The organism is Dactylosporangium sp. NPDC005555 (assembly GCF_040605635.1).
GTDB lineage: Bacteria > Actinomycetota > Actinomycetes > Mycobacteriales > Micromonosporaceae > Dactylosporangium.
Genome location: NZ_JBEXDG010000016.1, coordinates 22,504 through 49,165, shown reverse-complemented (window position 1 = coordinate 49,165; position 26,662 = coordinate 22,504). Strand labels below are relative to the sequence as shown.

At 72.6% G+C, this 26,662-nt stretch carries 27 protein-coding genes and 2 pseudogenes; 14 read left to right on the top strand and 15 right to left on the bottom strand.

All coding sequences use genetic code 11. The annotated features are described in order from the left end of the window. Window positions 1–42 precede the first annotated feature (42 nt). The 3 genes from ABZS58_RS19925 to ABZS58_RS19915 all read right to left on the bottom strand — a co-directional run bounded on the left by ABZS58_RS19925 (window position 43) and on the right by ABZS58_RS19915 (window position 4,503). Window positions 43–1,071, bottom strand: a complete 1,029-nt coding sequence (locus tag ABZS58_RS19925) for a 2-oxoacid:ferredoxin oxidoreductase subunit beta (RefSeq protein WP_354783431.1) — start codon at window positions 1,069–1,071, stop codon at window positions 43–45. Beyond that, window positions 1,064–2,911, bottom strand: a complete 1,848-nt coding sequence (locus ABZS58_RS19920) for a 2-oxoacid:acceptor oxidoreductase subunit alpha (protein ID WP_354783429.1) — start codon at window positions 2,909–2,911, stop codon at window positions 1,064–1,066. The genes ABZS58_RS19925 and ABZS58_RS19920 overlap by 8 nt, the downstream gene beginning before the upstream one ends. A 194-nt stretch (window positions 2,912–3,105) precedes the next feature. Continuing rightward, window positions 3,106–4,503, bottom strand: a complete 1,398-nt coding sequence (locus ABZS58_RS19915; RefSeq protein ID WP_354783427.1) for a hypothetical protein — start codon at window positions 4,501–4,503, stop codon at window positions 3,106–3,108. A 124-nt stretch (window positions 4,504–4,627) separates the two neighbouring features. On the opposite strand from ABZS58_RS19915, the gene ABZS58_RS19910 reads away from it, so the two are divergent. Then, complete coding sequence (locus ABZS58_RS19910; protein ID WP_354783425.1) at window positions 4,628–5,014, top strand: NADH-quinone oxidoreductase subunit A; 387 nt, start codon at window positions 4,628–4,630, stop codon at window positions 5,012–5,014. 4 nt (window positions 5,015–5,018) lie between these two features. Here ABZS58_RS19910 and folP read toward each other — a convergent pair whose 3' ends face one another. Continuing rightward, window positions 5,019–5,882: a dihydropteroate synthase gene (gene folP / locus ABZS58_RS19905; RefSeq protein WP_354783423.1), complete on the bottom strand. Its 864-nt coding sequence runs from the start codon at window positions 5,880–5,882 to the stop codon at window positions 5,019–5,021. 73 nt (window positions 5,883–5,955) lie between these two features. Here folP and ABZS58_RS19900 point away from each other — a divergent pair, with 73 nt between their 5' ends. The 5 genes from ABZS58_RS19900 to ABZS58_RS19880 all read left to right on the top strand — a co-directional run bounded on the left by ABZS58_RS19900 (window position 5,956) and on the right by ABZS58_RS19880 (window position 8,859). Then, entirely contained in the window at window positions 5,956–6,462 is a 507-nt protein-coding gene (locus ABZS58_RS19900) for a DivIVA domain-containing protein (RefSeq protein ID WP_354783421.1), read from the top strand. After that, window positions 6,459–6,947, top strand: coding sequence for an SRPBCC family protein (locus ABZS58_RS19895; RefSeq protein WP_354783419.1), 489 nt, complete (start codon window positions 6,459–6,461; stop codon window positions 6,945–6,947). The genes ABZS58_RS19900 and ABZS58_RS19895 overlap by 4 nt, the downstream gene beginning before the upstream one ends. Before the next feature lie 21 nt (window positions 6,948–6,968). Continuing rightward, a complete protein-coding gene (locus ABZS58_RS19890) occupies window positions 6,969–7,547 on the top strand; it encodes a DNA-3-methyladenine glycosylase I (protein WP_354783417.1) in 579 nt (192 codons plus the stop codon). Between the two features lie 43 nt (window positions 7,548–7,590). Further along, complete coding sequence (locus tag ABZS58_RS19885; RefSeq protein ID WP_354783415.1) at window positions 7,591–8,154, top strand: GrpB family protein; 564 nt, start codon at window positions 7,591–7,593, stop codon at window positions 8,152–8,154. 204 nt (window positions 8,155–8,358) lie between these two features. Then, window positions 8,359–8,859 (top strand): hypothetical protein, encoded by a 501-nt coding sequence (locus ABZS58_RS19880; RefSeq protein ID WP_354783413.1) that lies wholly within the window; start codon window positions 8,359–8,361, stop codon window positions 8,857–8,859. Here ABZS58_RS19880 and ABZS58_RS19875 read toward each other — a convergent pair whose 3' ends face one another. The 4 genes from ABZS58_RS19875 to ABZS58_RS19860 are packed head-to-tail and all read right to left on the bottom strand — an operon-like array spanning window position 8,860 to window position 12,991. Further along, window positions 8,860–10,086 (bottom strand): DUF1501 domain-containing protein, encoded by a 1,227-nt coding sequence (locus ABZS58_RS19875; protein ID WP_354783411.1) that lies wholly within the window; start codon window positions 10,084–10,086, stop codon window positions 8,860–8,862. A gap of 16 nt (window positions 10,087–10,102) precedes the next feature. Continuing rightward, a complete protein-coding gene (locus ABZS58_RS19870; RefSeq protein ID WP_354783409.1) occupies window positions 10,103–11,356 on the bottom strand; it encodes a DUF1800 domain-containing protein in 1,254 nt (417 codons plus the stop codon). A gap of 46 nt (window positions 11,357–11,402) precedes the next feature. Beyond that, window positions 11,403–12,191: an enoyl-CoA hydratase-related protein gene (locus tag ABZS58_RS19865; protein ID WP_354783407.1), complete on the bottom strand. Its 789-nt coding sequence runs from the start codon at window positions 12,189–12,191 to the stop codon at window positions 11,403–11,405. 11 nt (window positions 12,192–12,202) lie between these two features. After that, complete coding sequence (locus tag ABZS58_RS19860; protein WP_354783406.1) at window positions 12,203–12,991, bottom strand: PaaX family transcriptional regulator C-terminal domain-containing protein; 789 nt, start codon at window positions 12,989–12,991, stop codon at window positions 12,203–12,205. 232 nt (window positions 12,992–13,223) lie between these two features. On the opposite strand from ABZS58_RS19860, the gene ABZS58_RS19855 reads away from it, so the two are divergent. Together ABZS58_RS19855 and ABZS58_RS19850 are read left to right on the top strand one after the other, a co-directional pair. Then, complete coding sequence (locus ABZS58_RS19855) at window positions 13,224–13,391, top strand: DUF3117 domain-containing protein (RefSeq protein WP_081971220.1); 168 nt, start codon at window positions 13,224–13,226, stop codon at window positions 13,389–13,391. Between the two features lie 155 nt (window positions 13,392–13,546). Continuing rightward, window positions 13,547–15,007: a leucyl aminopeptidase family protein gene (locus ABZS58_RS19850; RefSeq protein WP_354783635.1), complete on the top strand. Its 1,461-nt coding sequence runs from the start codon at window positions 13,547–13,549 to the stop codon at window positions 15,005–15,007. A gap of 34 nt (window positions 15,008–15,041) precedes the next feature. Here ABZS58_RS19850 and ABZS58_RS19845 read toward each other — a convergent pair whose 3' ends face one another. Beyond that, window positions 15,042–16,184 carry a P-loop NTPase gene (locus tag ABZS58_RS19845; protein ID WP_354783404.1) on the bottom strand — a complete coding sequence of 381 codons (1,143 nt, stop codon included), beginning with the start codon at window positions 16,182–16,184 and terminating at the stop codon, window positions 15,042–15,044. 197 nt (window positions 16,185–16,381) lie between these two features. On the opposite strand from ABZS58_RS19845, the gene ABZS58_RS19840 reads away from it, so the two are divergent. Continuing rightward, entirely contained in the window at window positions 16,382–17,416 is a 1,035-nt protein-coding gene (locus ABZS58_RS19840; protein WP_354783400.1) for a hypothetical protein, read from the top strand. Between the two features lie 794 nt (window positions 17,417–18,210). Here the strand turns inward: ABZS58_RS19840 and ABZS58_RS19835 are convergent. Both ABZS58_RS19835 and ABZS58_RS19830 read right to left on the bottom strand, forming a co-directional pair. Continuing rightward, window positions 18,211–18,639: a twin-arginine translocase TatA/TatE family subunit gene (locus ABZS58_RS19835; protein WP_354783398.1), complete on the bottom strand. Its 429-nt coding sequence runs from the start codon at window positions 18,637–18,639 to the stop codon at window positions 18,211–18,213. Between the two features lie 67 nt (window positions 18,640–18,706). Beyond that, window positions 18,707–20,008 (bottom strand): trypsin-like peptidase domain-containing protein, encoded by a 1,302-nt coding sequence (locus ABZS58_RS19830; RefSeq protein WP_354783396.1) that lies wholly within the window; start codon window positions 20,006–20,008, stop codon window positions 18,707–18,709. Between the two features lie 163 nt (window positions 20,009–20,171). Here ABZS58_RS19830 and ABZS58_RS19825 point away from each other — a divergent pair, with 163 nt between their 5' ends. After that, complete coding sequence (locus ABZS58_RS19825) at window positions 20,172–20,762, top strand: class I SAM-dependent methyltransferase (RefSeq protein WP_354783394.1); 591 nt, start codon at window positions 20,172–20,174, stop codon at window positions 20,760–20,762. Here ABZS58_RS19825 and ABZS58_RS19820 read toward each other — a convergent pair whose 3' ends face one another. Together ABZS58_RS19820 and ABZS58_RS19815 are read right to left on the bottom strand one after the other, a co-directional pair. Beyond that, window positions 20,763–21,353, bottom strand: a complete 591-nt coding sequence (locus ABZS58_RS19820; protein WP_354783392.1) for a DUF1003 domain-containing protein — start codon at window positions 21,351–21,353, stop codon at window positions 20,763–20,765. Continuing rightward, the gene (locus ABZS58_RS19815) at window positions 21,346–22,686 is read right to left on the bottom strand and encodes a CBS domain-containing protein (RefSeq protein WP_354783391.1); all 1,341 of its coding nucleotides are present in this window, start codon (window positions 22,684–22,686) and stop codon (window positions 21,346–21,348) included. The genes ABZS58_RS19820 and ABZS58_RS19815 overlap by 8 nt, the downstream gene beginning before the upstream one ends. A gap of 119 nt (window positions 22,687–22,805) precedes the next feature. On the opposite strand from ABZS58_RS19815, the gene ABZS58_RS19810 reads away from it, so the two are divergent. Continuing rightward, window positions 22,806–23,663, top strand: a complete 858-nt coding sequence (locus ABZS58_RS19810) for a PhzF family phenazine biosynthesis protein (RefSeq protein ID WP_354783389.1) — start codon at window positions 22,806–22,808, stop codon at window positions 23,661–23,663. A gap of 20 nt (window positions 23,664–23,683) precedes the next feature. Here the strand turns inward: ABZS58_RS19810 and ABZS58_RS19805 are convergent. Next, a pseudogene (locus tag ABZS58_RS19805) lies at window positions 23,684–24,505 on the bottom strand (DMT family transporter); the annotation flags it as partial. A 142-nt stretch (window positions 24,506–24,647) separates the two neighbouring features. Between ABZS58_RS19805 and ABZS58_RS19800 the strand changes: the two are divergent. Genes ABZS58_RS19800 through ABZS58_RS19790 form a run of 3 tightly spaced genes read left to right on the top strand, consistent with a single transcriptional unit; the run spans window position 24,648 to window position 26,441 of the window. Beyond that, window positions 24,648–25,370, top strand: a complete 723-nt coding sequence (locus tag ABZS58_RS19800; protein WP_354783387.1) for an HAD family hydrolase — start codon at window positions 24,648–24,650, stop codon at window positions 25,368–25,370. Further along, window positions 25,367–25,939, top strand: coding sequence for an AmmeMemoRadiSam system protein A (gene amrA, locus ABZS58_RS19795; protein ID WP_354783385.1), 573 nt, complete (start codon window positions 25,367–25,369; stop codon window positions 25,937–25,939). Before ABZS58_RS19800 ends, amrA begins: the two co-directional genes overlap by 4 nt. Before the next feature lie 13 nt (window positions 25,940–25,952). Then, complete coding sequence (locus tag ABZS58_RS19790; RefSeq protein WP_354783383.1) at window positions 25,953–26,441, top strand: hypothetical protein; 489 nt, start codon at window positions 25,953–25,955, stop codon at window positions 26,439–26,441. On the opposite strand, the pseudogene ABZS58_RS19785 reads toward ABZS58_RS19790, so the two are convergent. Beyond that, window positions 26,425–26,588, bottom strand: a pseudogene (locus ABZS58_RS19785) (SDR family NAD(P)-dependent oxidoreductase); the annotation flags it as partial. The gene ABZS58_RS19790 and the pseudogene ABZS58_RS19785 overlap by 17 nt on opposite strands. Window positions 26,589–26,662 lie beyond the last annotated feature (74 nt).

The following is a 26,662-nucleotide window of genomic DNA, read 5'->3' as shown; positions in this document are numbered from 1 at the left end:
GTGTGCTACCTCTTCTGACGCATCGGATCCTTCTGCGGTTGCCTAGAGAATCGTCCAGGTGTCGCCGCTGTTGAGCAGGGCGCCGAGCTCCTCCTCGGGGGTGCCCTTCACCTTGGCCTTCGCTGCGGTGAGCTGGTCGCGGACCAGGTCGTCGTAGGCCGGCCGCTCGACGGAGCGGAACACCCCGATCGGCGTGTTGCGCAGGTCGAGGCCCGGCAGCCGGGACAGCGCGAACGCGTACGCCGGCTCGGCGACCGACTGGTCGTGCACGACGATCTCGCCCGGCGCCGCCGACGCGGTCGGCACCACCGACAGGCCGAAGCCGCCGGGCGGGTGCGTCACCGCCCACTCGCCGTCCTTGCCGAACGTGATCGGCTGCCCGTGCTCGAGGCGGATCGTGAAGTCGTCCCTGGTGGACGGGTCCTTCAGGACCTCGAACGCGTTGTCGTTGAAGATGTTGCAGTTCTGGTAGATCTCCACGAACGCCGACCCGCGGTGCTCGGCCGCGGCCCGCAGCACCGACTGCAGGTGCTTGCGGTCCGAGTCGATGGTGCGGGCGACGAAGCTCGCCTCCGCGCCCAGCGCCAGGGAGATCGGGTTGAACGGCGAGTCCGCCGAACCCGCCGGCGTCGACTTGGTGACCTTGCCGATCTCGGACGTCGGCGAGTACTGCCCCTTGGTCAGGCCGTAGATCCGGTTGTTGAACAGCAGGATCTTCAGGTTGACGTTGCGGCGCAGCGCGTGGATCAGGTGGTTGCCGCCGATCGACAGCGCGTCACCGTCGCCGGTCACCACCCACACCGACAGGTCAGGGCGGGACACCGACAGGCCGCTCGCGATCGCCGGTGCGCGGCCGTGGATCGAGTGCATGCCGTAGGTGTTCATGTAGTACGGGAAGCGCGACGAGCAGCCGATGCCGGAGACGAACACGATCCGCTCGCGCGGGATGTTGAGCTCGGGCATGAACGACTGGACCGCGGCCAGGATCGCGTAGTCCCCGCAGCCGGGGCACCAGCGCACCTCCTGGTCGGACTTGAAGTCCTTCGTCGTCAGCTTGAGCGCCTCAGGCATTCTTGACCACTTCCTCCAGCACCGACTCCAGCTCCGCGGCGGTGAAGGGCAGGCCGCGGACCTGGTTGTACGCGATCGCGTCGATCAGGAACTTCGAGCGGATGACCCCGGCCAGCTGGCCGAGGTTCATCTCGGGGATGACGACCTTGTCGTAGGCGGCGAGGACCGCGCCGAGGTTCTTCGGCATCGGCGACAGGTGCCGCAGGTGCGCCTGCGCGATCGGCAGGCCCCGCTGGCGCAGCGCCCGGGCGGCGGCGCCGATCGGGCCGAAGGTGGAGCCCCAGCCGAGCACCAGCACGCGGGCGGCGCCGTCCGGGTCCTCGACCTCGACGTCGGGCACCTCGATGCCCTCGATCCGCGCCGCGCGGGTGCGGACCATGAAGTCGTGGTTGGCCGGGTCGTAGGAGATGTCACCGGTCTTGTCGGCCTTCTCCAGGCCGCCGATGCGGTGCTCCAGGCCGGGCGTGCCGGGCACCGCCCACGGGCGGGCCAGGGTCACCGGGTCGCGCAGATACGGCAGGAACGTCGTGCCGTCCTCGCCGTTGGGCTCGGTCGCGAACTCGGTGCGCAGGTCCGGCAGCTCCGATACCTCGGGCAGCCGCCACGGCTCGGAGCCGTTGGCGATGTACCCGTCGGAGAGCAGGATGACCGGGGTGCGGTAGGTCAGCGCGATCCTGGCGGCCTCGATCGCGGCGTCGAAACAGTCGGCGGGGGAGCGCGGCGCGACGACCGCGACCGGCGCCTCGCCGTGCCGGCCGAACAGCGCCATGTTGAGGTCGGCCTGCTCGGTCTTCGTCGGCAGGCCCGTGGACGGACCGGCCCGCTGCACGTCGATGATGAGCAGCGGCAGCTCCAGCGCGACGGCGAGGGAGATGGTCTCGCCCTTCAGCGCGACACCCGGGCCCGACGTGGTCGTCACGCCCAGCGAGCCGCCGTAGGAGGCGCCGAGGGCCACGCCGATCGCGGCGATCTCATCCTCGGCCTGGACCGTGGTCACGCCGAACTTCTTGTGCTTGCTCAGCTCGTGCAGGATGTCCGACGCCGGGGTGATCGGGTAGGCGCCGAGAAAGACCGGCAGGTCCGCTCGCACCCCGGCGGCGACGACACCGAGCGCGAGCGCGGCGTTGCCGGTGATGTTGCGGTAGTTGCCGGCGGTCATCTTCGCCGGCTTCACCTCATACCGGACCGCGAACGTCTCGGTCGTCTCGCCGAAGTTCCACCCGGCGGTGAAGGCGGCGATGTTGGCGGCGACGAGCTCCGGCCGGGCGGCGAACTTGCGCTCCAGGAACCGCAGCGTCGACTCGTGCGGCCGCGAGTACATCCACGACAGCAGGCCGAGCGCGAACATGTTCTTGGCCCGCTCGGCGTCCTTCTTCGACACGCCGTGCGATTCCAGGGCCTTCACCGTCATCGACGTGAGCCCGACCGGCGCGACGGCCCAGCCCTCGAGGGAGCCGTCCTCGAGCGGGTTGGCGGCGTAGCCGACCTTCGCGAGGTTGCGCTTCGTGAACTCGTCGGTGTTGACGATGATCGAGGCGCCCTTGGGCAGGTCGCCGAGGTTGGCCTTGAGCGCCGCGGGGTTCATCGCCACCAGGACGTTGGGCGCGTCACCCGGCGTCAGGATGTCGAAGTCGGCGAAATGGACCTGGAAACTCGACACGCCCGGTAGGGTGCCGGCGGGCGCGCGGATCTCCGCGGGGAAGTTGGGCAAGGTCGAGATGTCGTTGCCGAGCTGCGCGGTTTCCGACGTGAAGCGGTCACCGGTGAGCTGCATGCCGTCGCCGGAGTCGCCAGCGAACCTGATGACCACTCGATCCAGCTGGCGGACCTGCTTGGTCACGTGAGCTGACCTCCTGTTAAGCCGGCGGAGCGGGGATGCGGTGGTGCGACGACATCGTCGAGCCGGCCGATCCTTCCTGACACTCAGAGGGTACGTCGAAGGTCCGCGCCCGCCGTGGGCGCAGTTGCTTATGTAGGTCGGATCCCAGATTTGTGCGGCTGGCGCCGAATCGTGCAAACTCCACTATTCTGCGCTTATTCCTCGGGCTCCCGGAAGCCGGACCCGGCCACAGGGCCGCTGGGCAGCCTCGGCAACGTCAGCGACCTGGGGATCGGGGAGCGCTGCGGCAGCGGCGGTAGATCTTCGTCACTCCCGCGCTGCGCCGGCACCGTCACCAGCGACTCGTCGGCGCTCGCGGCGGCTTCCTGCTGCGCCTCGGACTCGTCGCGCAGGCGGCGGCGCAGGGAGAACACGACCAGGAAACCGACCAGCGCGACGAGTCCGATGATCCCGCCCACGAACGGCAGGCTGGACAGCTGCTCGCTGGTCAGGATGCCGCCGGAGGAGCGCGGCCTGGCCGGGTCGGTGGTGGTGCGGACCGCCACGGCCGCCGGCGACGCCGGAGCCTCGGTGGGCAGCGGCGACTCGCCCGCCAGGGGCGGCCCGCTGATCCTGTAGTCGGCGCGGGTCTCGATCGCGTCCCGGCCGATCGGGGCCAGGTAGCCGTGGACGGCGCCGGTGAGCGGCACCTCGGCGCGGGCGGAGGCGCTGATCGACAGCACGAAGCTCGCCGAGACGTCCTTGCCCGCGGCGACGTCGCCCAGCTCACACCGGTCCCGCTCCGGCGAGATCTTCTTCTTCGTCTTGCAGGCGCTCGACAGCGACACCAGGTCGACGCCCGGCGGGGTGACCACCTCGACCGCGGCGGCGGCCTTCGCCGAGCCGGTGTTGCGGAGTCTGACCTGCAGCGTCGCGTTCTCCGCGTGCGGCGAGGCCTGCGCCGGGAGCGTCAGGTGGTCGGTTGTCAACTCGATGCCGGGCACCGGAGGCTTGGTGCTGAAGGTGACTGAGAAATTTCGCACTTTCTGCGGGAAGTTCTCCATCACCGCGGTGACGTTGCCGGCGCCGGTCAGCCGCCACGCGTCCGGCGCGACGTCGACGTTGACCACGACGTGGCCGATCTTGCCCGGATCGAGCGGGCAGGAGAAGCTCAGCGTGCCGTTGCTGGTCGTGCAGCCGTCGGTGCCGTAGCCGCCGGTCGGGCGGGTGCCGCTGGGGAACGTGTAGAAGCCGGTGATGGTCTCCGCGATCTCGCCGAGGTTCTGCACCGAGACGACCAGCTTGGACGAGCCGTCACCCTGCCAGTAGCCGTCGCCGAGGACGACGTCGCTGACGGTCATGCCGAACTTGCGGACCTTCGGCGCCGGCGGCGGTGCCTCGGTCGTCGGCGGCGGCGGCGCCTGGGTCGTGGGCTCCACGGTCGGCGGCGGCGGGTCGGTGGTGACCGGAGGGTCCGTCGGCGCGGTGGTCGACTGCTCCGGATCCGGCTCCGCGTACGCGGCCGGGGAGAGCGTGAACAGCAGCGAGCAGACGGCGCTCAGGGCGACGAAGGCAGCACGAAGCCGGGCGCGGCGGCGCGCGGGTGCTTCCATGGAGGTGTCCTCGTATCTCGGCGGAGGTCCGCTTGCTTGCTGTTGGACAAGGAAGCCCATTATCTAGACAAGTTCCGGTTTTCGGCATCTCGGAGTTCGTAACTATGCGGGTACGGTGCGTGTTGTGAGTGGCTATCTGGGTGGTTATGCGACGCTCGGCCTCCTGCTTCTGGTCGGTGCGGGCGTTTTCGTCGCGGCCTTTACGGCTGCTCGGCTGCTAGGGCCGCGCCGATCGGCTGACAGCGGGGCGACCGCAGCGAAGTTCGACACGTACGAATGCGGGCTTGACCCGGTGGGCGGCGACTGGGCGCAGGCGCAGATCCGCTACTACGTGTACGCATTCCTGTACGCGCTGTTCGCGGTGGAGAGTGTGTTCCTGTTCCCGTGGGCCGTGATCTTCGACCGGCCCGAGTTCGGGGCGGCCGCCGTCATCGAGATGGCGATCTTCGTGGCGGTCCTGGCGCTCGGCATCCTGTACGCGTGGCGCAAGCGCATCCTGCGCTGGACCTGATCGCTCAGGCGAGGCCGCGGCGGGCCACCGACGGCTGGCGGTCGCCTCTGATCGCCGCGACCGTGTCCAGGACCCGGCGGGTCGCCCGCACCTGGTGCGCCCGGAAGACCCGGGCGCCCAGCCACGCCGACACCGCCGTCGCCGCCAGGGTGCCCTCCAGGCGCTCGCCGACCGGCAGGTCGAGGGTCTCGCCGATGAAGTCCTTGTTCGACAGCGCCACGAGCACCGGCCAGCCGGTCGCCGTCATCTCGTCGAGCCGGTTGGTGATGGCGAGCGAGTGCCGGGTGTTCTTCCCGAAGTCGTGCGCCGGATCGATGAGGATGCCGTCCCTGCGCACGCCCAGCGCGACCGCCCGCTCGGCGAGGGCCGTCACCGTGCGTACGACATCCTCGACGGGATCGGAGAATGCCGCCCGGTGCGGCCGGGTCCTCGGGGTCAGCCCGCCCGCGTGCGAGCACACCAGGCCGGCGCCCGTCTCCGCGGCGACCTCCGCCAGCCGCGGGTCCGCGCCCGCCCACGTGTCGTTGATCAGATCCGCGCCGGCGGCGATGACCTCCCGGGCCACCTCCGCCCGCCACGTGTCGATGGAGATGACCACGTCGGGGAAGCGCTCCCGGACCTTCGCGACCGTCGGCAGCGTGCGGCGCAGCTCCTCCGCGGCGTCCACGGTGCTGCCCGGGCCGGCCTTCACCCCGCCGATGTCGATGATGTCCGCGCCCTCGCCGACCGCCACCTCCACCGCCCGCAGCGCGGCGTCCTCGGCGAAGGTCGCACCCTTGTCGAAGAACGAGTCCGGGGTCCGGTTCACGATCGCCATCACCGCATAGTCACCGTCGGTGAACTGCCGGCCGCCCAGCCGAAACATCATGGATCCTCCGTCTTTCCTTCTGATGGGTGTGCCGGGGTCGCCCGCGCCAAGTCAGCGTGCCACGATTCCCCCTATGGCTGAGTTCCTCCTGGTGTTGATCGCCGCCGTGGTCGTCGGGGCCATCGGGTTCGGCGTGTCCTTGTTGATCACCGGCGACGACCCGGGGATCGAAGGTCACGAGCCCGACGGGCGTGCCGTGCCCCTGCCGTCCTCCCGGCCCCTGGTGGAGGGCGACGTCGGACACGTCCGCTTCGACACCGCCCTGCGTGGATACCGGATGGCGCAGGTCGACTCCGCGCTGCGCCGCGCCGGCTACGACATCGGCTACAAGGAGGAGCTGATCCAGGTCCTCGAGGCCGAGGTCAGGGCCCTGCGCGACGGGCGCACGGAGGACGCCGACGCGCTCCGCGACGCCCGCGAGGCCGCGGTCACCGGCGCCGGTGGCACCAACGTCCCGGCCGCCCCCGCCGCCGAACCCGATCCCGCCGCCGAGCCTGTCGTCGACCTCTCCAAGCCCGCGGACTCCGCCTCGGACGACACCGCGCACAGCTGGGGCGATCCTTCCCCGGTGGTGAAGTGACCGATCCGGCGTTCGGCGACGCGGTCGCCCAGCCCGGCACCGGCGAGGTGACCGCGACGGTGATCGTCCGGGCACCCGTCGAGCGGGTCTTCGCCGCCCTCGTCGACTGGCCCCGCCAGAGCGACTGGATCCCGTTCACCAAGGTGCGGGTACTGACCGGAGACGGCGGGGAGGGCAGCACGATCGAGGCGGTCACCCGGGTCGGCCCGGCCGCGCTGCGCGACCTCATGCGCGTGGTGAAGGTCGACCCGCCGTTCGAGGTCCGCGTCGTGCACCACGGCAAGGTGCTCCGCGGCCCGGGGGTGCTGCGCTGCACGCCGCTGGGCGCCGCCCGCACCCAGGTCGTCTGGCACGAATGGTTCCACCTGCCGGCCGGGGTCGCGGGGAAGGCCGCCTGGCCGGTCCTGTGGCCCGGCTCCAAGGTCAGCCTCACCGGTGCCCTGCGCCGCTTCGCCCGCCTCGTCGAGGCGGGGAAACTGTCGTAGGCGGGCGGTAGATTCCCTGGCGTGGTTGATGTGGTGATCGGTGACGACGGGCTCGCCAGGTGTCCGTGGGGTGGCTCCACGCCCGACTATGCGGTCTATCACGACACGGAGTGGGGCCGGCCCGTCCGCGACGACGACGGCCTCTATGAGCGGCTCACCCTCGAGGCGTTCCAGTCGGGCCTGTCGTGGATCACGATCCTGCGCAAGCGCCCCTCGTTCCGCGCCGCGTTCGCCGGGTTCGACATCGCCACGGTCGCCGAGTTCGGCGAGGCCGACGTCGAGCGGCTCCTCACCGACACCGGCATCGTGCGCAACCGGGCGAAGATCGAGGCCGCGGTCGCCAACGCCCGCGCCGCCGCCGACCTCCCCGGCGGCCTCGCCAAACTGCTGTGGTCCTTCGCACCCGAGCCCAGGCCCACCCGCCCGGCCACCTCCGCCGACGTCCCGGCGACCACCGAGGAGTCCAAAGCCCTGGCCAAGGCCCTGAAGCGGCACGGCTTCCGGTTCGTCGGCCCGACCACCGCCTATGCCCTCATGCAGGCCACCGGCATGGTCGACGATCATCTCGCCTCTTGTTTTGTGCAGCTCGACCGGCCATGATCCGGACTGACGACCGCACGGCGAGTGACTGGAGCGTGAGCTGATGACCGCCGAGTATGCCGCCGACTACGGCGGTCCACTCGACCTGGTCGAATACGACCAGGGCTGGCCGGCGAAGTTCGCCTATTACCGCGACGAGCTGGCCGACGCCCTCGGCCCTGTGGCGCTGCGCATCGAGCACATCGGCTCCACGGCGGTGCCCGGCCTCGCCGCGAAGAACGTCATCGACATCCTCGTCGTCGTCGCCGACGAACACGACCGCGACGGCTACCGGCCCGCGGTCGAGTCGACCGGGATGGCCCTGGCCCACCGAGACCCGGCCGCCTCCTGGTCGTTCTACCGTCCCGCCGCCCCACCCCGCACCAGGCACGTCCACGTCACGTCGCGCGGTTCCTCCCACGAGCGGGTCCAGCTGCTCTTCGTGGACTTCCTGCGCAACCACGACCTCGCCGCCGATGCTTACGCCCAGGTGAAGCGCCGCCTCGCCATCCGCTTCGCCGACGACCGGGAGCGCTACACCCGCGCCAAGACCGAGTTCATCTTCGACATGCTCGACCGCGCCGAGCAGTGGGCAGACCAGACCGGCTGGACCGTCGAAGAACGATGAGCCGCGCGCGGCAGCCGGTCCCCGCCCGCGCGTGGCAGTTTCATAACGCCCGGGCACGGCATCGACGCGCGGTTTGCCCGGGGTCGGTCCTGGAGGCCACTACCTCCAGTCACCGGCCGGGTCGCAGCGGCCGTGATCCGGTCAGATCATGGCGACGGGCGAGGGCGGGTCCAGGGGAGCGGCGGCGGGTGGTGGAATGGGGGTATGGCGAAATGGGCGGTGGTCGTTTCCGGGGAGCGGTATTCGCAGGAGCGGCTCTACGCATCGCCGTTCGTGCCGGGGGCCACGTTGCCGGCGGGGGATGAGGCGTTGCTGGTGGCGGCGGTCGAGCCGCCGGTGGTGTTCGGGGTGGGGCGGGCCGATGCCGAGGGGCGCGTGCGGTACACCGTCGACCTGATCGCAGCGCCGTTGCCGTTCGGGGCGGGGCTCGATCCGGGGGCGCATCCGCTGGACGAGGCGGCGTTCGGGAAGGTGGCGAGCGCGGCCGCCGGCGCGTCCAAGGGGGGGAAGCGCACCTGGCTGGTGAGCGTCGACCTGCCGATCGAGGCCGCGTCGCCCGGCGAGGCGGTGCGGGAGTTCTGGACGTATGTGCGCGACCTCGGCCCGGCTGAGCTGCCCGCGTTCGTGTGGCCGGTCGGGGACGAGCTCGCGATGCAGGCGTTCGTGCTCGGGGCCGAGGCCAACCAGGACCCGGAAGAGGAGTAGCTACAGCAGCCCGGGCAGCGTGGTGGAGTAGCCGAGGATCTGCTGCGGGTCGGCGTCCAGGACGTCCTTGAGCAGGGTGGCGTAGACGGACCGGAAGTCGACGACGAAGCGCAGGTCGCCGTTGTCGAGGTCGGACAGGCTCGGCTGCTCGCCGAAGAGGCCGCCGCGCACGGGGCTGCCGAGCAGGAACATGTTCGACGCGGTGCCGTGGTCGGTGCCCTCGGAGCCGTTCGCGGCGACCCGGCGGCCGAACTCGGAGTAGACCGCGACGACGACGCGCCGCCCCGCCTCGGTGCGGGCCATCCGGGTGGCGAAGGCGGTCAGCGCGTCGTCGAGCCGCTGCAGGATCTGCTCCTGCGTGGACCGGCCGGCCGAGGCGTGCAGGTCGAAGCCGCCCAGCGACACGGAGAAGACGCGGGTCGCGACGTTCGCCTCGACGCAGCGGGCGACCAGGTCGAGCTGCGCCCGCAGGTCCGAACGGCCGCCGGTCCCGGTGCCGGCCGGCTCGGGCTCGTCGGCGTCCTCAGCGGCGTCCACGCTGTCGATGAGGGTGTCGACGCTGACCAGGTCGGCGAACGCCCGCGCCGCCCGGGCCTGCAGCGGCGGCTCACCGGCCGCGACAGCACCGAGTTTCCGCAGCGTCGCCGTCTGTACGCCGTTCGGCAGCGCGAGACCGGTCACCGGCACGGCGGCACCCGCGCTCGTCGCGCCCGCCAGTACCGGCGGAAGCACGGGCTCGAACGAGACGGCGTGCCGGGGGTCGCCGCCGAACGTGTCGAGCCAGCGGCCGAGCCAGCCGGTGTTGCCGGGGCGGTCGGGCTGCGCGGTCTGCCAGATGTCCATCGAGCGGAAGTGGCTGTGGTCGGGTTTCGGGTAGCCGACGCCGCGGATGACGGCGAGCTGCTTCGTGTCGTACAGCTTCTTCAGGCCGGCGAAGGCGGGGTTCAGGCCGCTGCGGTCGTCGAGTCCGAGGACCTCCTCGCCGGAGTAGGCGAGGTCGCCGCGCGCGTCGCGGTAGCCCTTCTCGGCGAAGGGGACGACGCTGGCGAGGCCGTCGTTGCCGCCGTACAGGGTGACCAGGACGAGCGTCTTCGCGTCGCCGGGCCGGTCGTCCCAGGTCGCGGTGTCGAAGACGTCGCGCAGCGTCCACGCGCCGCCCGCGGCGAGGCCGGCGGCGCCGACGACACCGCTGGTGATCAGGAACCTACGCCGGGTCAGGGCGTCCATGTGCGCCTCCTTGCAGTCACTGGATCGCGTATTCGGGGCTCGCCAGACCCAGGGCCAGGAGCTTGCGGGGGTCGCCGGCGGCCGGGGTCAGCGCGGCCCGGGTCCGGTCGGTGAACGCGTCGACGACCAGCAGCCGGGCGAGGGCGTCGATCCGGGTGCCCTGCGGCGCCGCGCCGAGCCGGTCCAGGACCGGCTGCGGGGCCTTCCCGGCCAGCAGCTGCGCCATCTTCAGCCGGGCCTGCGCCGCCGACGTGGTGAGCCACGCGGCGCCGGCCGGCCAGCCGCCGACGCTCGGCGGGCGCAGCGGCACCTGGCCGAGCTGGTTGAGCCCGCTCTGCAGCTGTCTGCGCTGCTGCTCCGGCATGTCCCCGGGGCGCAGGCCGAGCTGCCGCAGCGCGCCGGCCAGCCACTCCACGGGCTGCTTGACGAGCTCGGCGTGGCCGTCGGCGAGCAGCAGGACCTTCAGCATCGCGCCCGTCGTGGTCTGCCGTGCCGCCTCGGTCAGCGCGGCGCCCGGGATCTCGTTGTCGCCGCAGTACCGCAGCCACAACCGGCGCGCGATGAACTCGGGGCATTCCGGGCGGCCCAGCAGCAGCGCCGCGAACGAGTCCGCGTCGAAGTCGCCGGTGCTGCCGAGGATCGTCTTGGGCCTGCTGTCGTGGCGTTTCGGGTTGAGGCTCGTCGCGCCGGTCCGCTGGTCCACGACCCAGCCGGTCAGCGCCCGTGCGCCCTCCCGGACGTCCTGCTCCGTGTAGTGCCCGACACCGAGCGTGAACAGCTCCATCAGCTCGCGGGCGAGGTTCTCGTTGGGCGCCTTGACGGTGTTCTTCTGCCCGTCCAGCCAGATGATCAGGGCCGGGTCGCGGAGCATCGCGCGCACCATCGTGCCGAAGTCGCCGAGTGCGGTGCGGGCGAGCGTCTGCTGGTGGCCGAGCATCAGCGTGCCGTACCTGACCTTGTCGGCGGAGGTCGCCCAGTGCCCGTGCCAGAAGAACGTCAGCTTCTCCGGCAGCTGGTGCTCGGCCTGGACCATCCGGTCGAGCCACCAGGAGCCGACGGTGCGGATCTGCGCGGCCCGGTCGGCCCGCTCGTCGACCTCGGGCAGTCGGGGTGCCGGTGTGCGAGCCGCGCCCGCGTCGGCGCCCGACGGCTTGAGCAGGGCGTCGACGGTCGCCGCGGCGCCGGCCCGCTCCGCCGCGTCGACCTCCTCGGCGGTCGGTCCGAAGGTCGCGCGGCGCAGCAGGTGTGCGAGTGCTTTCCGGTCGGCCATGCGGCCCACGGTAGGACCACGGTGTTCGAGCGAGGTAAATCCGCGGTCAGGCTCCGACGAAGTCCGGCTTCTGCTTCTGCACGAAGGCGGCCGTCGATGCCCGGTGGTCCTTGGTCTGCCCGCAGACGGCCTGGGCCTGCGCCTCGACCTCCAGGGTCTCGCTCAGCGTGCCGGACGCGCCGGCGGCGAGCTGGCGCTTGATCTGCCCGTAGGCGACGGTCGGTCCGGCGGCGAGCCGGGTCGCGAGCTCCAGCGCGACCGGCAGCACCTGCTCGTCGTCGTCGACCAGCCGCGTCAGCATCCCGAGCCGGTCGGCGGTCCCGGCGTCGATCGGCTCGGCCAGCAGGAGCAGCTCCGCCGCCTTCGCCTGCCCGACCAGCCGGGGCAGCGTCCACGACACGCCGGTGTCCCCGGCGAGGCCCACGTTGGCGAACGCCATCAGGAACCCGGTCTTCGGACCGCCGACGCGGAAGTCGGCCAGCAGCGCCAGGGACGCGCCGGCGCCGGCGGCCATACCCCGCACGGCGGCGACGACCGGCTTCGGCATGCCCACGATCAGCTCGGCGATCGGGTTGTAGTGCTCCCGGACGGTCGACAGCGGCCCCTCGTCGCCGGACTCCAGCAGCGCGACGTGCTCGCGCAGGTCCTGGCCGACGCAGAACGCGCGGCCGCCGGCGCCGGTGAGGACGACGGCCCGGACCGCGGTGTCGTCCGCCAGCTCCCGCAGCGCGTCGCGCAGCGCGACCTTGGTGGCGACGTCCAGCGCGTTGAGCGCCTCGGGACGGTTGAACGTGACGATGGCGACCGCGCCGTTGCGTTCGACCTCAAGACTCATGGTTCGGCTCCTTACTGGTTGCGCAGACACTGGTCAACGTACCGGTCGGCGGCGGGCCGCAGCCGGCTCGCGTGCCGGTCGAAGAACGCCGCCGCCGCGGTCCCCGGCCAGCGCCGCGGCAGCAACTGCGGCGGCAGCTGCGGGTCGCGGAACAGGAACGCCCGCCAGGCGTGCACGAGCGTGAACCTGGCCGCGTACGCCCGCTCGTCGTCCGCGCCGGGGCCGATCGCCGCCACGAGGGGCGTCAGCCGGGCCACGAACTGCTCGTACGCCTCGCCGATCTCCCGCAGGTCCCAGGCGCGGGACACGAGCCGCTCCCCGCCGGCGACGTGCTCGGCGCTGAACCTGTCATACCTGACAGCGGCCTCGGCCAGCAGCGCGTCGACGCCCTCGCCGGGGCGTGGCGCGATCCAGGTGGAGGCGTCGATCGCGCCGTACCCGAGAAATCCGAGGTTGGCGACGAGCCTCGCCCGCGCGCCTCGGTGCTGCGGCGGGTCGAGCGTGATGAGATCGAAGCGGCCGTCCCAGGCGGCGTCGCCCTTCGGGGTGCGGTAGATGCGGGCTCCCGCCGCGTCGAGCCGCCGTGCCGCCTTCGGGGTGATGCCGTAGCCCGGGCCGGTCGGCAACCGTAAAGGCTGCAGCCAGCCCTGGCGTACCATCCGTGACACCGCGGTCCGGACGGCGGGTGGCGCGATGCCGAGCGGTGCGAGCAGGCGCACGAGGGCCGCTACGGCGGCCCGCCCACCGCGGGGACGGAGATGGTCGCCATAGAGATCAAAGAGGGCGGACCGGGCCTGCATGGCCGCTTATTGTGACAGTTGACCGGCATCCACCGCCAGGAGTTGTCACATGGTTCGCGTCCCAGTTTGGGTCTTGGGGCCATCATCAGGGAAAATCATCTGTTGGCGCGTTCATCACGGGTCGGAAGGCCGGGAGGCAGGTCCCGGTCGACGCCGGTGAGACGACGCGCGGGCATGCGGGGACGGCTGTGCCACCTGGTGTCTGGGACATCAGGGAGCGAAGGGAGACAACATGGCGGCCATGAAGCCGCGGACAGGCGACGGTCCGCTGGAGGTCACCAAGGAGGGCCGGGGCATCGTCATGCGGGTCCCGTTGGAGGGTGGTGGGCGGCTCGTCGTCGAGATGACCAAGGATGAGGCCAACGAGCTCAGCGAGGCGCTGAAGACCGCCACCGGCTGAGGTCTTTTCCGTTCATCCGGCACGACCCCGCGCAACCGAGTGGCCCTGGGCGGTCGCTCCCCGAGGCGTGCGCGGAAACTTCTCATGGAGGCAAGCACTTGCTGGACATTCGGTTCGCCACGGCCCGCAACGCCTCCGGCGCGGTCGCCGTTGTCGTGCCGGCCGGTAAGGACACCACAGACCCCTCGCCGTCGTCGGAGGAGCTCGCGGCGGCACGGCTCGCCGCCGTGCGGTCGGCGCTGGCGAGGTTGAAGCTCGGCCCGGCCGACCTGGACGACATCACGGCGTTCCTGCTGGACGTCGAGCACTCCGGGTCGGCCGGCACCATCCACAAGCTGCCGCGGGCGGGTCACCGCCCGGACAAGCTGCTCTTCGTCGGTGTCGGGGCCGGCGACGAGGCCGGCTGGCGGGCCGCGGGCGCCAAGCTCGCCAGGTCGGCGAGCGGCGAGCCCACCCTCACGCTCCTGCTGCCGCAGGACGTCACCCCGGCGGCCGTCCGGGGGCTCGGCGAGGGGCTGTGGCTGGCGTCGTACCGCTTCCGCCTCGGCGCCGACGAGCCGCCGGAGCTGCGCCGCGTCGTGCTCGCATCACCCCCGGGCGCCGCGGACGCGGATCTGGCGGCCGCGCTCGCCGCCGCGAAGATCGTCGCGGAGTCCACCCGGCTCGCCCGGGACCTCACCAACATGCCCAGCGACGAGAAGACCCCCGCGTGGTTCGCGAAGCGGGTCGAGAAGGCCGCCGCCGGCGTCGCCGGGCTGACGACGACCGTCCGCGACCCGAAGGCGCTCGCCGAGGAGGGGTTCAACGCGATCCTCGCCGTCGGCGGCGGCTCCACCCGCGGGCCGCGCCTCGTCGAGATGTCCTGGCGGCCCCGCGGCGCCAAGCGGCACGTCGTGCTCGTCGGCAAGGGCATCACCTTCGACACCGGCGGCATCTGCGTCAAGCCGCTGTCCGGTATGAAGCTCATGCGCAAGGACATGGCCGGCGCCGCCGCCGTCATCGGCGCGACCCTGGCCGCGGCGGCGCTGCGCCTGCCGCTGCGGATCACCGCACTCGCGCCCCTGGCGGAGAACGCGCTCGGCGCCGACTCCTTCCGCCCCGGCGACGTCGTGCGCCACTACGGCGGCATCACCAGCGAGATCCACAACACCGACGCCGAGGGCCGCCTCGTCCTCGGCGACGCCATGGCCTACGCCGTCCGGCGGCTGCGCCCCGACGCGATCATCGACCTGGCGACCCTGACCGGCGCGCAGGGCGTCGCCCTCGGCAAGCGGACCGCCGCGCTGTACAGCCACAGCGACACCCTCGCGTCGTCGCTGGCGGAGGCCGCCGCGGCCGCGGGCGAGTCGATGTGGCGGATGCCGCTGCACGACGACTACTTCGAGGCCCTCGGCAGCGACGTCGCCGACATCGTCAACTCCACCGACGTCGGCGCCGGGTCGCTGATGGCGGCGCTGTACCTGCGCGAGTTCACCGGCTCGCTGCGGGAGCAGTGGGCGCACCTGGACATGTCGTCGCCGGCGTGGGCGGACTCCGCCGACGGTGAGCTGACCAAGGGCGCCACCGGCTGGGGTGTGCGCACCCTCCTGCGCTGGCTCGAGACCTCCGCCGGCTGACGTCCGGCGGCGGCTCCGGTCGCACCGTGTTCTGTCAACGACCGGCGGGTTTGAGGCCGAGCGGCTTGCCCACCAGGCTCTCGCGGCGGACCGCGAGGCGGTCGGCGATGGCGGCCAGCGCGGCCGCGGCGGGCGCCGACGGCTCCGACAGCACCAGCGGCACCCCGGCGTCGCCGCTCTCACGCAGGCGCGTGTCGAGCGGGATCTGACCCAGCAGCGGCACGGGCGCGCCGACGAGCCGGCTCAGCGACTCCGCGACCTGCGTGCCGCCGCCGCTGCCGAAGACCTCCATGCGCTGGCCGTCGGGCAGCTCCAGCCACGACATGTTCTCCACGACGCCGACGATGCGCTGGTGCGTCTGCAGGGCGATCGAGCCCGCCCGCTCCGCAACCTCCGCCGCGGCGGCCTGCGGGGTCGTCACGACCAGGATCTCCGCCGACGGCAGCAGCTGCGCCAGGGAGATCGCCACGTCGCCGGTGCCCGGCGGCAGGTCCAGCAGGAGCACGTCAAGGTCGCCCCAGTAGACGTCGGCGAGGAACTGCTGCAACGCCCGGTGCAGCATCGGCCCCCGCCACACCACGGCCGTGTTGCCCGGCGTGAACATCCCGATCGAGATGACCTTCACCCCGTGCGCCGACGGCGGCATGATCATCGACTCGACCTGGGTGGGCCGGCCGTCCGCGCCGAGCATCCGCGGCACCGAGTGCCCGTAGATGTCCGCGTCGACGACACCGACCGCCAGCCCCTTCGCGGCGAGCGCCGCGGCCAGGTTGACCGTCACGCTCGACTTGCCCACGCCGCCCTTGCCGCTGGCGACCGCATACACCCTGGTCCGCGAGCCCGGCTGAGCGAACGGGATGACCGGCTCCTGCACGTCGCCGCGCAGGCTGCTCTGCAGGTCCTTGCGCTGCTCGGGGGTCATCACCCCGAAGTCGACCTCGACCCCGGTGACCCCGTCGACCGCCCCGACCGCGCCGGTGATGTCGGTGCGCAGCTTGTCCTTCAGCGGACACCCGGCGACCGTGAGCAGCAACCCGATCACGGCCACGCCGTCAGGCCGCAGCACGACGTCGCGCACCATGCCGAGCTCGGTGATCGGGCGACGGATCTCAGGGTCGTCGACGGTCGACAGGGCGGCGGCGATCGCGGCTTCGACGGTGGTGGCCGGGGCTGACATGCCCGCAATCGTACGTCGGTCCCCGAGCCTGTTCAGGCGCCCTGCCGCGGGCGGTAACACATCACACTCACCTGAACGGTGACAGGGTTGTCCCACGTCCACGCCGATGGGACGATCGTTGTACGCCGCGCGCCTCGCCCCTTGAGGCACGCGGCGTTTTCTCCTTTTCTGTCGTACCCCTGTTCGAAGATGGGGGCATGACAGAACTCGGCACCACCACCCGCACCGTCCTCGCCGCCACGGCCCCGTTCGACCTCGCCTGCTCGCTGCGCGCCATGGAGTCCTTCGCCCCGTGCGGCGGCGACCAGCTCGTCACCCCCGGCCGCGCCCGCCGCGCCTTCCTGCACCCCACCGACCCCACCCGCGCCGTCGTCACCGACGTCACCGGCCGCGCCGACGGGGTGCCCGGGGTCACGCTCACCGTGTTCAGCGACGGCGGGCTGAGACCGGGGGAGCTGGCCGCGGTCGGCGAGCGGGTGAGCGACTGGCTCAGCCTCGCCGACGACCGCGCCCGGTTCCTGCACCTGGCCCGCGCGGACCCGCTGATGACACCCGTCCTCGCCGCCGCCGAGGGCCTGCACCAGGTCCGCTTCCCGTCCCTCACCGAGGGCGCTGTCTTCTACACGCTCGTCCACCACTCCGCCCACTGGTTCGCCAAGGCGTACAAGCGCCGCCTCCTCACCGGCCACGGCCCCCACGGCATCGTCGACGGCGTCACCTATGCCGCCTTCCCGCCGATGTCCACGCTGACCGCGCTCGGCGCGGAGGGACTGCGGCCGTATGCCAGCAATGTGCTGAGCGCCCGGCGCCTCCACGCGGTGCTGACCGGCCTGCGCGGCCTCGGCGAGCCCTGGCTGCGCACCGCCCCGGCCGCCGAGGTGTATGACGCGCTGCTGACCGTGCCCGGCATCGGCCCCTTCACCGCCCACGCCCTGCTGCTGCGCGTCCTCGGCCACCCCGACCGCGCCCCGCTGGAGCTCCACCAGCACCGCAACGCCGCCGAGACCATCTACGGCACCCCACCACCGTCCCCGGGCGACCTCCGCGACTGGTATGGCGACACGATCGGCTGGTGGGCGTATACGGCCCGGACCGCGTTGGACTGGCGCGACCAGGACCGCCGCGCCGCGGCCCGCACCGCCCGCCGTGCCGGTGACCCGCGGCCGGGCCGCGACGGGGGGCCCTTGCCCGCCGCCGCCCGCGCCGACCGGCCGGCACCCCAGATGTCCTGACCCACCCGCTCCGTCGACGTGCCGTCCGGGCCTTCCCCCGGCCGGGCGGCACGTCACGCTCTGCCTGCCGGGGGTATGGCCCGTGCCGGTGGTGATGCGGTCACGCACGACGGGGCCGCTGCCCGCCGCAGGCATTGGATGTCCGCGGCGCCCCTGCCCGGTTCGGGCTGTTGCTCACGGTGCTCCCCCAGGAGTCACCGGAGGGGTCCAGGCCGGGGTCCGCGGTAAAGATCACACCGTGTGCGGGCGGACATTCGCTGGGCCGATGGCCCCGCTCGGGCCTGGCGGCCATGCGAATGGGTTGCGTGGGTTGCGGTGGCCACCAGGTCTGAGGTGGCGTCCTCACCTGGTCGGCCGCCGTCGAGGTGCATGTCCGGTGGTGACACCACCGCCGCCGGCTCCAGACCCGTAGCAGGTCGAGCGGTCCGGGTGGCCGTGGCTCACGGAACCATCCGGGATCATGGCGGTCACCGTGCCGCCGTCCGGTCCCGCCGCGACCCCCGACCCCTGCCTGCCGACCCGGGCGGCCGGCGGCGACCCTTGGTCGTGCGCCGGCGACGTGTCATCGGGCCTGGTCAGGCCGGGCAGCCGGCCGCGGAATGTGGCGTTGAGGCGAAGCGCGATGCCGGTCTCGTGCCCGGTGGTGGCTGCTGCTCATGATCCCGTGCGGGTCGGGGGGCCGGAGGCGCGCCCGCGTCGTCCGGGATCGCGGCGCGGGACGGCCGTGTGGCCGCACCCGCATGCGGCAAACCTGAGCCAGGTGGCGATTGTCCGGGATGGCAACCGGACCCGGGTCAGGTGACGTCGTCCCAGGAGGGGCGGGCGGCGGCCGGGGCCGCGGCGGCCGGCTTCGTCAGGGAGGTCGAGGGCGCGGGGGCGGCGGCGGGGGCTTTCACGGCGGCCTCCGCGTCGCGCTTCACGGTGTCGGCGACGCCGCGGACCTCGCCGACGATGTCCTGGAGCGGACGGCGCAGGGCGGCCTCGTCGGCCTCGCTGAGCAGGTGTTTGCGCAGGAAGGTCTTCGGGTGGAGGTCTTCGAGCTGGATGTCGGTGCCGAGCTCACGGCTCAGGTCACCGGTGGCGTTGCGGGCCATCTGGCGGACGTTGCGGAGCATGCGCATGCCGTCGTTGATCGCCTTCGGCAGCCGGTCGGGGCCGAAGATGAACAGCCCCACCAGGATGATGACGATGAACTCCCAGCCACCGAGGTTTTCCAAGCCCATTGCCGGCCTCCCTGCTCTCGCCCGCCAGCCTACGCACCCCGGGGCCCGGAACGGGAGGGCCCACCGGTCACTTCGCGTCGGCGACCAGGGTCACCGAGGCCTTCTCCTTGCTGGTGCCCCGCAGGTACTGGATCTCGACGACCGCGCCGGGAGCGTACTTGCGGATGAGGGCCGTGAGGTCCCAGAACTCCTCGACGGGCTTGTTGTTGACGGCCATGATGACGTCGCCCGCGCGGATGCCGGCGCCGGCGGCGGGGCCGTTGGCTTCGACGGAGGCGAGGCGGGCGCCGCCGGCCGGGTTGCGGTAGCTGGGGTCGGGTGAGACACCCATCACAGTGCGGCGGGCCTTGCCGGTGTTGATGACGTCCTGGGCGACGCGGCGGGCGTGGTTGATCGGGATGGCGAAGGCGAGGCCGACGTTGCCGGCGTTCGACTGGTCCTCCGAGAGGGTGCCGATGACGGAGTTGATGCCGACGACCCGGCCGGCGCCGTCGAAGAGGGGGCCGCCGGAGTTGCCCTGGTTGACGGCCGCGTCGGTCTGGATCGCCGAGTAGTAGCGGGCCGTGCCGCCCTCGCTGGTGCGGATGGGGCGGTCCAGATAGCTGACCACGCCGAACGTGACCGTGCTGGTCAGGCCGAGGGGGGAGCCGATCGCGACGACCGGGTCGCCGACCTGGAGCCGGTCGGAGTCGCCGAACTCGACGGGCTGCAGCTTGTCGTCGGCCAGGCCCGCGGTGTCGATCTTCAGCACGGCGATGTCGGACTCGTCGTCGCCGCCGACGACGGTCGCCGGGGCGACCGAGGCGTCGTTGAAGCGGACCGTGGCGTTGCCGCTGCCACCGTGCACGACGTGGTTGTTGGTGATGACGTACCCGTCGTTGGAGACCACGAAGCCGGAGCCCAGCGACGTGCCGGAGCCGACCCGCATGCTGATCGTGACGACGCTCGGCAGGACCTTCTTCGCCAGGGCGGCGACGGTGTCCGGCGCGCGGCCGTTGAGCGGCGGGTCGCTGCCGAGCGGCGAGTTGCCCAGGACGCCGCCGCCACCGCCGGCGAACACGTAGCCGAGGGTGCCGCCGAGCGCGCCGGCGAGCAGGGCGGTGACGATCGACACGATCAGCACCAGGCCGATCCCCGCCTTGGGGCCGGGGCCCGGCGGGGGCGGCTTCTCCAGCTCCGGCGGCGCCTCGACCGGGGTCTTGACCACGACGACCTGCGCGTCCGGGTCACGCCACGGGTCTGCGAGGGCGTCGGACCACCAACTGCTCGGGGCGGGCTGCGGTCGCGGCCGCGCGGGCGGCATCGGCCAACCAGCGGGGCTGGTCGATGCGCCGTGGCCAGGCTGACGCCAGGCCGAACCGTCTGTCACGATCGGCTCCTCCGTCCGTTTCGCATCCAGCATTACACGTGCCGGCATCCCACACGTGAGGGCGAGGTCTCCTAGGCTTGCGGGGATCGACGTCCCATGGAGGTGCGACATCCCCCCGTCCGTCAGAACCGCGCAGCAGTTCGCCGACTTCGTCGACGGCTACGTGCTGGAGGATCCGGTGCTCACGGCGGCCCGCGAGCAGGCCGCCGAGCTGGGCATCGCAAGCGTCAGCCGGGGTGAGGGCGCGGCGTTGCGGGTCGTCGCCGCGGTCGGCAACGCCAAGGCCGTCGTCGACGTCGGCACCGGCACGGGGGTGAGCGGCGGGTGGCTGCTGCGGGGCATGCGCCGCGACGGCGTCCTCACCACGATCGACCTCGAGCCGGAGCATCAGCGGGTCGCCCGGCGGGTCTTCGCCGCGGCCGGCAACCCGCCGTCGCGGACCCGGATCATCAGCGGGCGGGCCCTGGACGTGCTGCCCCGGCTCGCCGACCGCGCCTATGACCTGGTGTTCGTCGACCACGACCCGAGCGAGTACGTGGCGGTGACCGCCGCCGCGGAGCGTCTCCTGCGACCCGGTGGCACCCTCGTGCTGGCGGGCGCGCTCGGCGGCGGCAGGGTCAGCGACCCCACGATCCGGGACGCGGAGACGGTCCTGCTCAGGGAGGCCGTCAAGGCCCTGCGGGACAGCGACGCGTGGGTGCCGGCGATCCTGCCCCTCGGCGAGGGGCTCCTCGTAGCGGCAAGAGCCCAATAGTCAGCGGGGCGACCGGGCGCGCCGGCGCGGCGGGTCGTCGTCGGGGTTGAAGACGTCCTCCTCGGCGGGCTCGTCCAGCGTCGTCTTCTTCGCCTTCTTCCGCTCCAGCTTCGCCCGCCGGACCGCGGCCTCGTCGAGCTCCTCGCTCATCCGCGCCAGCTCCGAACGCAGGAAGTCGCGGGTGGCGACCTCACCGACGGCGATGCGCAGCGACGCGATCTCCCGCGCCAGATACTCCGTGTCGGCCTTCTGGGCGGCGGCGCGGCGCCGGTCCTCCTCGGAGGCGAGCCGGTCCCGGTCCGTCTGCCGGTTCTGCGCGAGCAGGATCAGCGGCGCCGCGTAGGAGGCCTGCAGCGACAGGATCAGGGTGAGGAACGTGAAGGTGTACGGGTCGAACTGCCACGTCCTCGGCGCGAGCGTGTTCCACACGATCCACGCGAGGATGAAGACCGTCATGTACACGAGGAACTTCGCGGTCCCCATGAACCGCGCGATCCCCTCCGACCACTGCCCGAACACCTCCGGGTCGAAGCGGGGCAGCTTCAACCGGCCGGGCTCCCGCGGCTGATCCAGCCGCCGCCGGTCAGCCATGGCCGCCGGCCGTCCCGCCGTCGGTGACCGGATCGTTCAGGGCGCGGCCGGCGGCACCGTCGAGCGCGCGCCCCGCCGTGCCCGCCGAAGGACCCTCGTGCTCACGGTCGCGCCAGTCCTCGGGCAGCAGATGGTCCAGCACGTCGTCGACCGTGACGGCGCCGACGAGGCGGTCGTTGGCGTCGATCACCGGCATGACCACCAGGTTGTACGTCGCCATCCGGCGGGTGATCTCGCCGAGCGTGGCCTGGGGCGCGAGGGGCTTGATGTCGTTGTCGACGACCCCGCCGAGCAGTGCCGACGGGGGTTCCCGCAGCAGCCGCTGGAAGTGCACGACGCCGAGATACCGGCCCGTCGGCGTCGCCATCGGCGGGCGCGTCACGAACACCCCCGCGGCGACGGCCGGCGACAGCTGCGGCTCCCGGATGCGGGCCAGGGCCTCCGCGACCGTCTCGTGCGGCGCCATGACGATCGGCTCGGAGGTCATCACCGACCCGGCGGTGCCCGGCAGGTAGTCCAGCAGCGCGCGGACCGGGGACGCCTCGTCGGGCTGCATGAGGTCCAGCAGCACCTCCTGCTCGCCCTTCGGCATCTCCGCGAGCAGGTCGGCGGCGTCGTCCGGGTCCATCTCCTCCAGGACGTCGGCGGCCCGCTCGGGTTCGAGGGCCGCCATGATCTCCAGCTGGTCGTGCTCCGGGAGCTCCTCGAGGACGTCGGCGAGCCGCTCGTCGTCCAGGGCGGTCGCGACCTCGACGCGGCGGCTCTCCGACAGGTCCTGCAGCACGTTGGCGAGGTCGGCGGGGCGCATGTTGTCGAGCACGGCGAGGATGCCGGCGGTGCCCTGCGCGTGCGGGGTGCCGGCGAGCCCGGCGACCTCGCCCCATTCGAGCTGGTTGAGGTGGCCGCGGCGGGTGAGCCGGCCGCTGAACTCGCGGACCGCGACCCGGCTCAGCGCCCACGTGCCGGTGCGGTCGGCCTCCATCGCGACGTCGACGACCGTGCCGGTGCGCCCCGTCGCCGGGACGCTGACGTGCCGGTCGATGAAGTCCTCCAGGACCAGCAGCTCACCCTGGCGCTTCTCGAAGCGGCGCAGGTTGAGGGTGCCGGTGTTGAGCACCACCGCGTCGGGCTCCATCGCGGTGATCCGGCCGATCGGCAGGAAGATCCGCCGGCGCATCGGCATCTCCGCGACGAGCCCCACCACCCTGGGCGGCAGGTCGTCGGTGCGGGCCCGCGCGACCGCGTCACGCACCCAGCCGACCTGGTCACCGTTCGGGTCGAACACGCTCAGGCCGGCGAGGCGCGCGACATAGACCCTGGGCGCGGTGCTCACGAGGCTCAAGACTACTGAAGGAGACCACCGGCTCGCGGTTGGACCGCCTCCGGCGCCCGTCGCTCGCCTAGGCTCGACGACATGAGCGGCCTGCGGCGCGGCGGAGCGGAGAAGACGGCATGAGCATGCTGCGGTACAAGGTGGTGGACGTCTTCACGGACCGGCCGTTCACGGGGAACCCGCTGGCGATCGTGTTCGACGCGGCCGACCTCGCCGGTGAGCAGATGCAGGCGATCGCCCGTGAGTTCAACCTGTCCGAGACGATCTTCGTGCTGCCGCCGACGGTCCCCGAGGCGACCTACCGGGTGCGGATCTTCACCCCGGGCACGGAGCTGCCGTTCGCCGGGCATCCCAGCGTCGGCTGCGCCGTCACCCTGCGCCGCGACGGCCTGGTCAAGGACGCCGAGGTCGTCCAGGAGTGCGGGGCGGGCCTGATCCCGATCAGCATCGACGACGTCCACGGCAGCGCGGTCGTCACCGGCGGCACGCCGACCGTCGAGCCGGCCCTCGACCCGGCGCCGCTGCTCGCCGCCGTCGGCCTCACCGAGGCGGACCATGTCGGCCCGGCGCCGCGGAAGGCGGGCTGCGGGCTGTCGTTCACGTTCCTGTCGGTGACCGACGAGGCGGTCGGGCGGCTGCGGCCGGCGGGGCTCGTCGACAACGTCAGCGTCCTGCACTGGGACGCGGAGCGGCACGAGGCGCACGTCCGCGTCCTCGTCCCCGACGCCGGCGTCGCCGAGGACCCGGCGACCGGTTCGGCGGCGATGGGGCTCGGGGTCTGGCTGGTGGCGTCCGGGCTGCTCCCGGGGGACGGGCTCAGCCGGTACCGGATCCGTCAGGGCTCCGAGATGCACCGCCCGTCCCTGCTGACCTGCTCGATCACCGCCGCGGGCGGCGAGGCGGTGTCGGCGACCGTGTCCGGCCACGTCGTGCCGATCGCGTCCGGGGAGATGATCGTCCCTCCGTTCGTGGGCTGAGGGGAGCGGCGCCCGCCGAGGACCACGATCGCGACCCCGACGAGCAGCAACGCGATGCCGGGCAGCGTCTGCGCCGCCGGGAGCTGGTCGAGCATCAGCCAGGCGATGATCAGCGCGCCCGGCACCTCGAGCAGCAGCAGCACCGCGACCGTCGTCGGCGCGACCTGCCGCAACGCGTAGTTGATCAGGGTGTGCCCGAGCAGCTGCGGGCCCACGGTCATCGCGGCCAGCGCCAGCCACGTCTGCGTCGAGAAGCCGCTCAGGTCCTGACCGCCGACGACGCACGCCAGACCGAGGACGACCGCGCAGACCGAGTAGCAGATGGTCGCATAGGTGCTGGTGGAGGCCGTGGCCCGCGCGTGGGCGCCGAGCATCGTGTATCCGGCGGCCGCGATCCCCCCGACGAGCGCGAGCGCGTCACCGAGCAGCGCCCGGCCCGACAGGTCCGGGTCGGCGCCCGTGGCGAGGGCGACCCCGAGCACGGCGACCCCGACCCCCGCCCACGTGCTGCCGGGGACGCGCACGCCCCGCAGGACCGAGATCAGCGACGTCCAGATCGGCGTGGTGCTCACCAGCGCGACGGACATCGCGACGCTGGTCAGCTTGGCGCTCGGCACCCACGTGCCGAAGTGCACCGCGAGGCACACCCCGGACAGGACGCTGGCGCTGACCATGCTCCGCGACCGGAACTCCTCCCGCCGCACCGCCAGCGCGACAGGGGCGATCGCGGCGACGCCCAGCAGGTTGCGCCAGAAGGCGATCGCGAGGGCCGGTGCGGTCGCGTAGGCGATCAGCGGCGCCGACGCCGACACGGCGACGATCGCGACGGTCAGTGCTACCACCGCGGGTATCCCGATATGCCGCATGGGCAGATGTTGTCACCAGGTGCAAATTGTCAGCGATCCGACACTGGGCCGCCTCCCTTGGCAGTAGACCAGAGCGATCTGCACTCGTACTTTCGGACGATGCCAGGAGGGCCGAACGGTGTTTAGTGCTGTCCTTTTCGACTACTTCAACACATGTACGACGGCTGTAGTACGCGGCGACGGCCACCGCCGGACCGCCGAGGTGCTCGGCGTCGAACCCCACGCGTGGCTCGACCTCCTCGACCGCACCTTCGACGTCCGGGCACGGGGCGCCTACGGCGGCGTCTTAGCCGGGCTGCGGGCGCTCTGCGGCGAACTCGGCGTCGAACCCACCCCCGCCCAGCTGCGCGAGGCCGCCGACCTGCGGATCGCCACGATCCAGCAGGACGCGCCGCCCCGGCCCGAGACCGAGCCCGTCCTGCGCGCGCTGCGCGAGCGCGGCATCCGCACCGCCGTCGTCAGCGACTGCTGGTTCGAGCTGCCGTCCGTCCTGCCCGGCACCCCCATCGGCCGCCTCTTCGACGCCGGCGTCTACTCCTCGCAGGTCGGCCGGGCCAAACCGCACCCGGCGATGTACCGCACCGCCTGCGAACGCCTGGGCGTGCACCCCGAGGCCTGCCTGTACATCGGCGACGGCGGCGGCAACGAGCTCACCGGCGCACGCGCCTTCGGCCTCACCGCGGTGCAACTCGACGCGCCCGACCTCGGCGGGCACCTGACCTTCCACGCCGACCTCGACTGGGACGGCGCCCGCATCACCAGCCTCGACCAGATTCCCGACCTCGTCGCGGGTCGCATGCCCCTCCCGGCCACCGTCGGCGGGCCTATGCTGAACTGGTGACGGCGCCATTGTCGCCGATGGATGGACGGCTGCTCGCCGGTCTCGCGGCGGGCGCCGTCCGCGCCAGGCTGACCGGCGAACGCCTCACCGCGCACCTGCCGCCGTCCGGTCCCGTGCACGCCGACGGCGCGTCGTTCGTCACGCTGGAGCGGGCCGGCGCGCTCCGCGGCTGCGTGGGCACGCTGGAGGCGATGCGTCCCCTGCACCGTGACGTGGTGCACAACGCCGTCCGGGCGATGGCGGATCCGCGGGTGCCACCGGTCACCGCCGCCGACTGGCCATCGCTCGACGTGAAGGTCTCCGTCCTGACCCGCCCCGCCGCACTGCCCGCGCACCGCCGGGAGGCGCTGCTGGCCGCCGTGGTGCCGCACGTGCACGGGCTGATCCTCACCGACGGCACACGCAGGGCGACCTTCCTGCCGTCGGTGTGGGCGAAGCTGCCCTCCGCGGAGCAGTTCCTCGACGCGCTGCTGCACAAGGGCGGCTGGACCGGCTGGCCGTCGGGTCTGCGAGCCCTGGCATACGGCTCGGCCGAATACGAGGACCGGTCCCCGCGCCCGCCCCTGTGATTGGATGGGACTCGTGGAACCGCTGGTGGAAGAGGCCGCGAAGAAGGCCGCCGTCGCCTGGCTCGCCGTGCCCGGCGCCGGCCCCGCCTACCTGGTCTGGTGCGCGTGGCTCGGCGGCTCGCTGCTGGTCGTGAGCGGCCCGGGCGAGCAGGCCGCACCCGGCCTCGCCGAGGCCGGCACCGCCGACGTCTCGCTGCGCGGCGACCACGGCGGCCGGATCGTCACCTGGACCGCGACCGTGGAGACCCTCGACCCCGCCGGTGAGGCGTGGACGGAGCTCGTGCCGCAGCTCGCCGGCAAGCGGCTCAACGGCGGCGCCGACCTCGCGGCCAAGTGGGCGACCGGGTGCGTGGTCAGCCGGCTCACCCCCGCCGAGGACGCCCCGCTGCTGCCGATGCCCGACGACTCCCAGGCCGCGCCCCCGAAGCCGTCCCCGGCGACGAGACTGCCGAAGCGCCCGTTCCGCCTGCACAAGGTCCGCGGCGCCCGCCGGCGGCCTTGACCCGGTCGACCGCCGCGGTCAGGCGGCCCGGATCCCGGCCGACGAGGACGACGTGCGCGCCGCGCCGGCCATGTCGACGGCCGCGGCCGGGCCGATCCCGGAACTGGCACCGGTGATCACCACCGTGCGGCCGGTGAGATCTTCCACAGGGGCATTCTGCGCCATCCCGCGACGAGGTTACCGTGGCGTAGGTCCCGCTGAATGCTCGCTAAGGAGCGCCG

Excerpts from the sequence above, each read along its gene's own strand:
- ABZS58_RS19925 (WP_354783431.1), bottom strand. The coding sequence starts at position 1,071 with ATGCCTGAGGCGCTCAAGCTGACGACGAAGGACTTCAAGTCCGACCAG.
- ABZS58_RS19915 (WP_354783427.1), bottom strand. The coding sequence starts at position 4,503 with ATGGAAGCACCCGCGCGCCGCCGCGCCCGGCTTCGTGCTGCCTTCGTC.
- folP (WP_354783423.1), bottom strand. The coding sequence starts at position 5,882 with ATGATGTTTCGGCTGGGCGGCCGGCAGTTCACCGACGGTGACTATGCG.
- ABZS58_RS19900 (WP_354783421.1), top strand. The coding sequence starts at position 5,956 with ATGGCTGAGTTCCTCCTGGTGTTGATCGCCGCCGTGGTCGTCGGGGCC.
- ABZS58_RS19885 (WP_354783415.1), top strand. The coding sequence starts at position 7,591 with ATGACCGCCGAGTATGCCGCCGACTACGGCGGTCCACTCGACCTGGTC.
- ABZS58_RS19880 (WP_354783413.1), top strand. The coding sequence starts at position 8,359 with ATGGCGAAATGGGCGGTGGTCGTTTCCGGGGAGCGGTATTCGCAGGAG.
- ABZS58_RS19875 (WP_354783411.1), bottom strand. The coding sequence starts at position 10,086 with ATGGACGCCCTGACCCGGCGTAGGTTCCTGATCACCAGCGGTGTCGTC.
- ABZS58_RS19870 (WP_354783409.1), bottom strand. The coding sequence starts at position 11,356 with ATGGCCGACCGGAAAGCACTCGCACACCTGCTGCGCCGCGCGACCTTC.
- ABZS58_RS19865 (WP_354783407.1), bottom strand. The coding sequence starts at position 12,191 with ATGAGTCTTGAGGTCGAACGCAACGGCGCGGTCGCCATCGTCACGTTC.
- ABZS58_RS19860 (WP_354783406.1), bottom strand. The coding sequence starts at position 12,991 with ATGCAGGCCCGGTCCGCCCTCTTTGATCTCTATGGCGACCATCTCCGT.
- ABZS58_RS19855 (WP_081971220.1), top strand. The coding sequence starts at position 13,224 with ATGGCGGCCATGAAGCCGCGGACAGGCGACGGTCCGCTGGAGGTCACC.
- ABZS58_RS19845 (WP_354783404.1), bottom strand. The coding sequence starts at position 16,184 with ATGTCAGCCCCGGCCACCACCGTCGAAGCCGCGATCGCCGCCGCCCTG.
- ABZS58_RS19840 (WP_354783400.1), top strand. The coding sequence starts at position 16,382 with ATGACAGAACTCGGCACCACCACCCGCACCGTCCTCGCCGCCACGGCC.
- ABZS58_RS19835 (WP_354783398.1), bottom strand. The coding sequence starts at position 18,639 with ATGGGCTTGGAAAACCTCGGTGGCTGGGAGTTCATCGTCATCATCCTG.
- ABZS58_RS19820 (WP_354783392.1), bottom strand. The coding sequence starts at position 21,353 with ATGGCTGACCGGCGGCGGCTGGATCAGCCGCGGGAGCCCGGCCGGTTG.
- ABZS58_RS19810 (WP_354783389.1), top strand. The coding sequence starts at position 22,806 with ATGAGCATGCTGCGGTACAAGGTGGTGGACGTCTTCACGGACCGGCCG.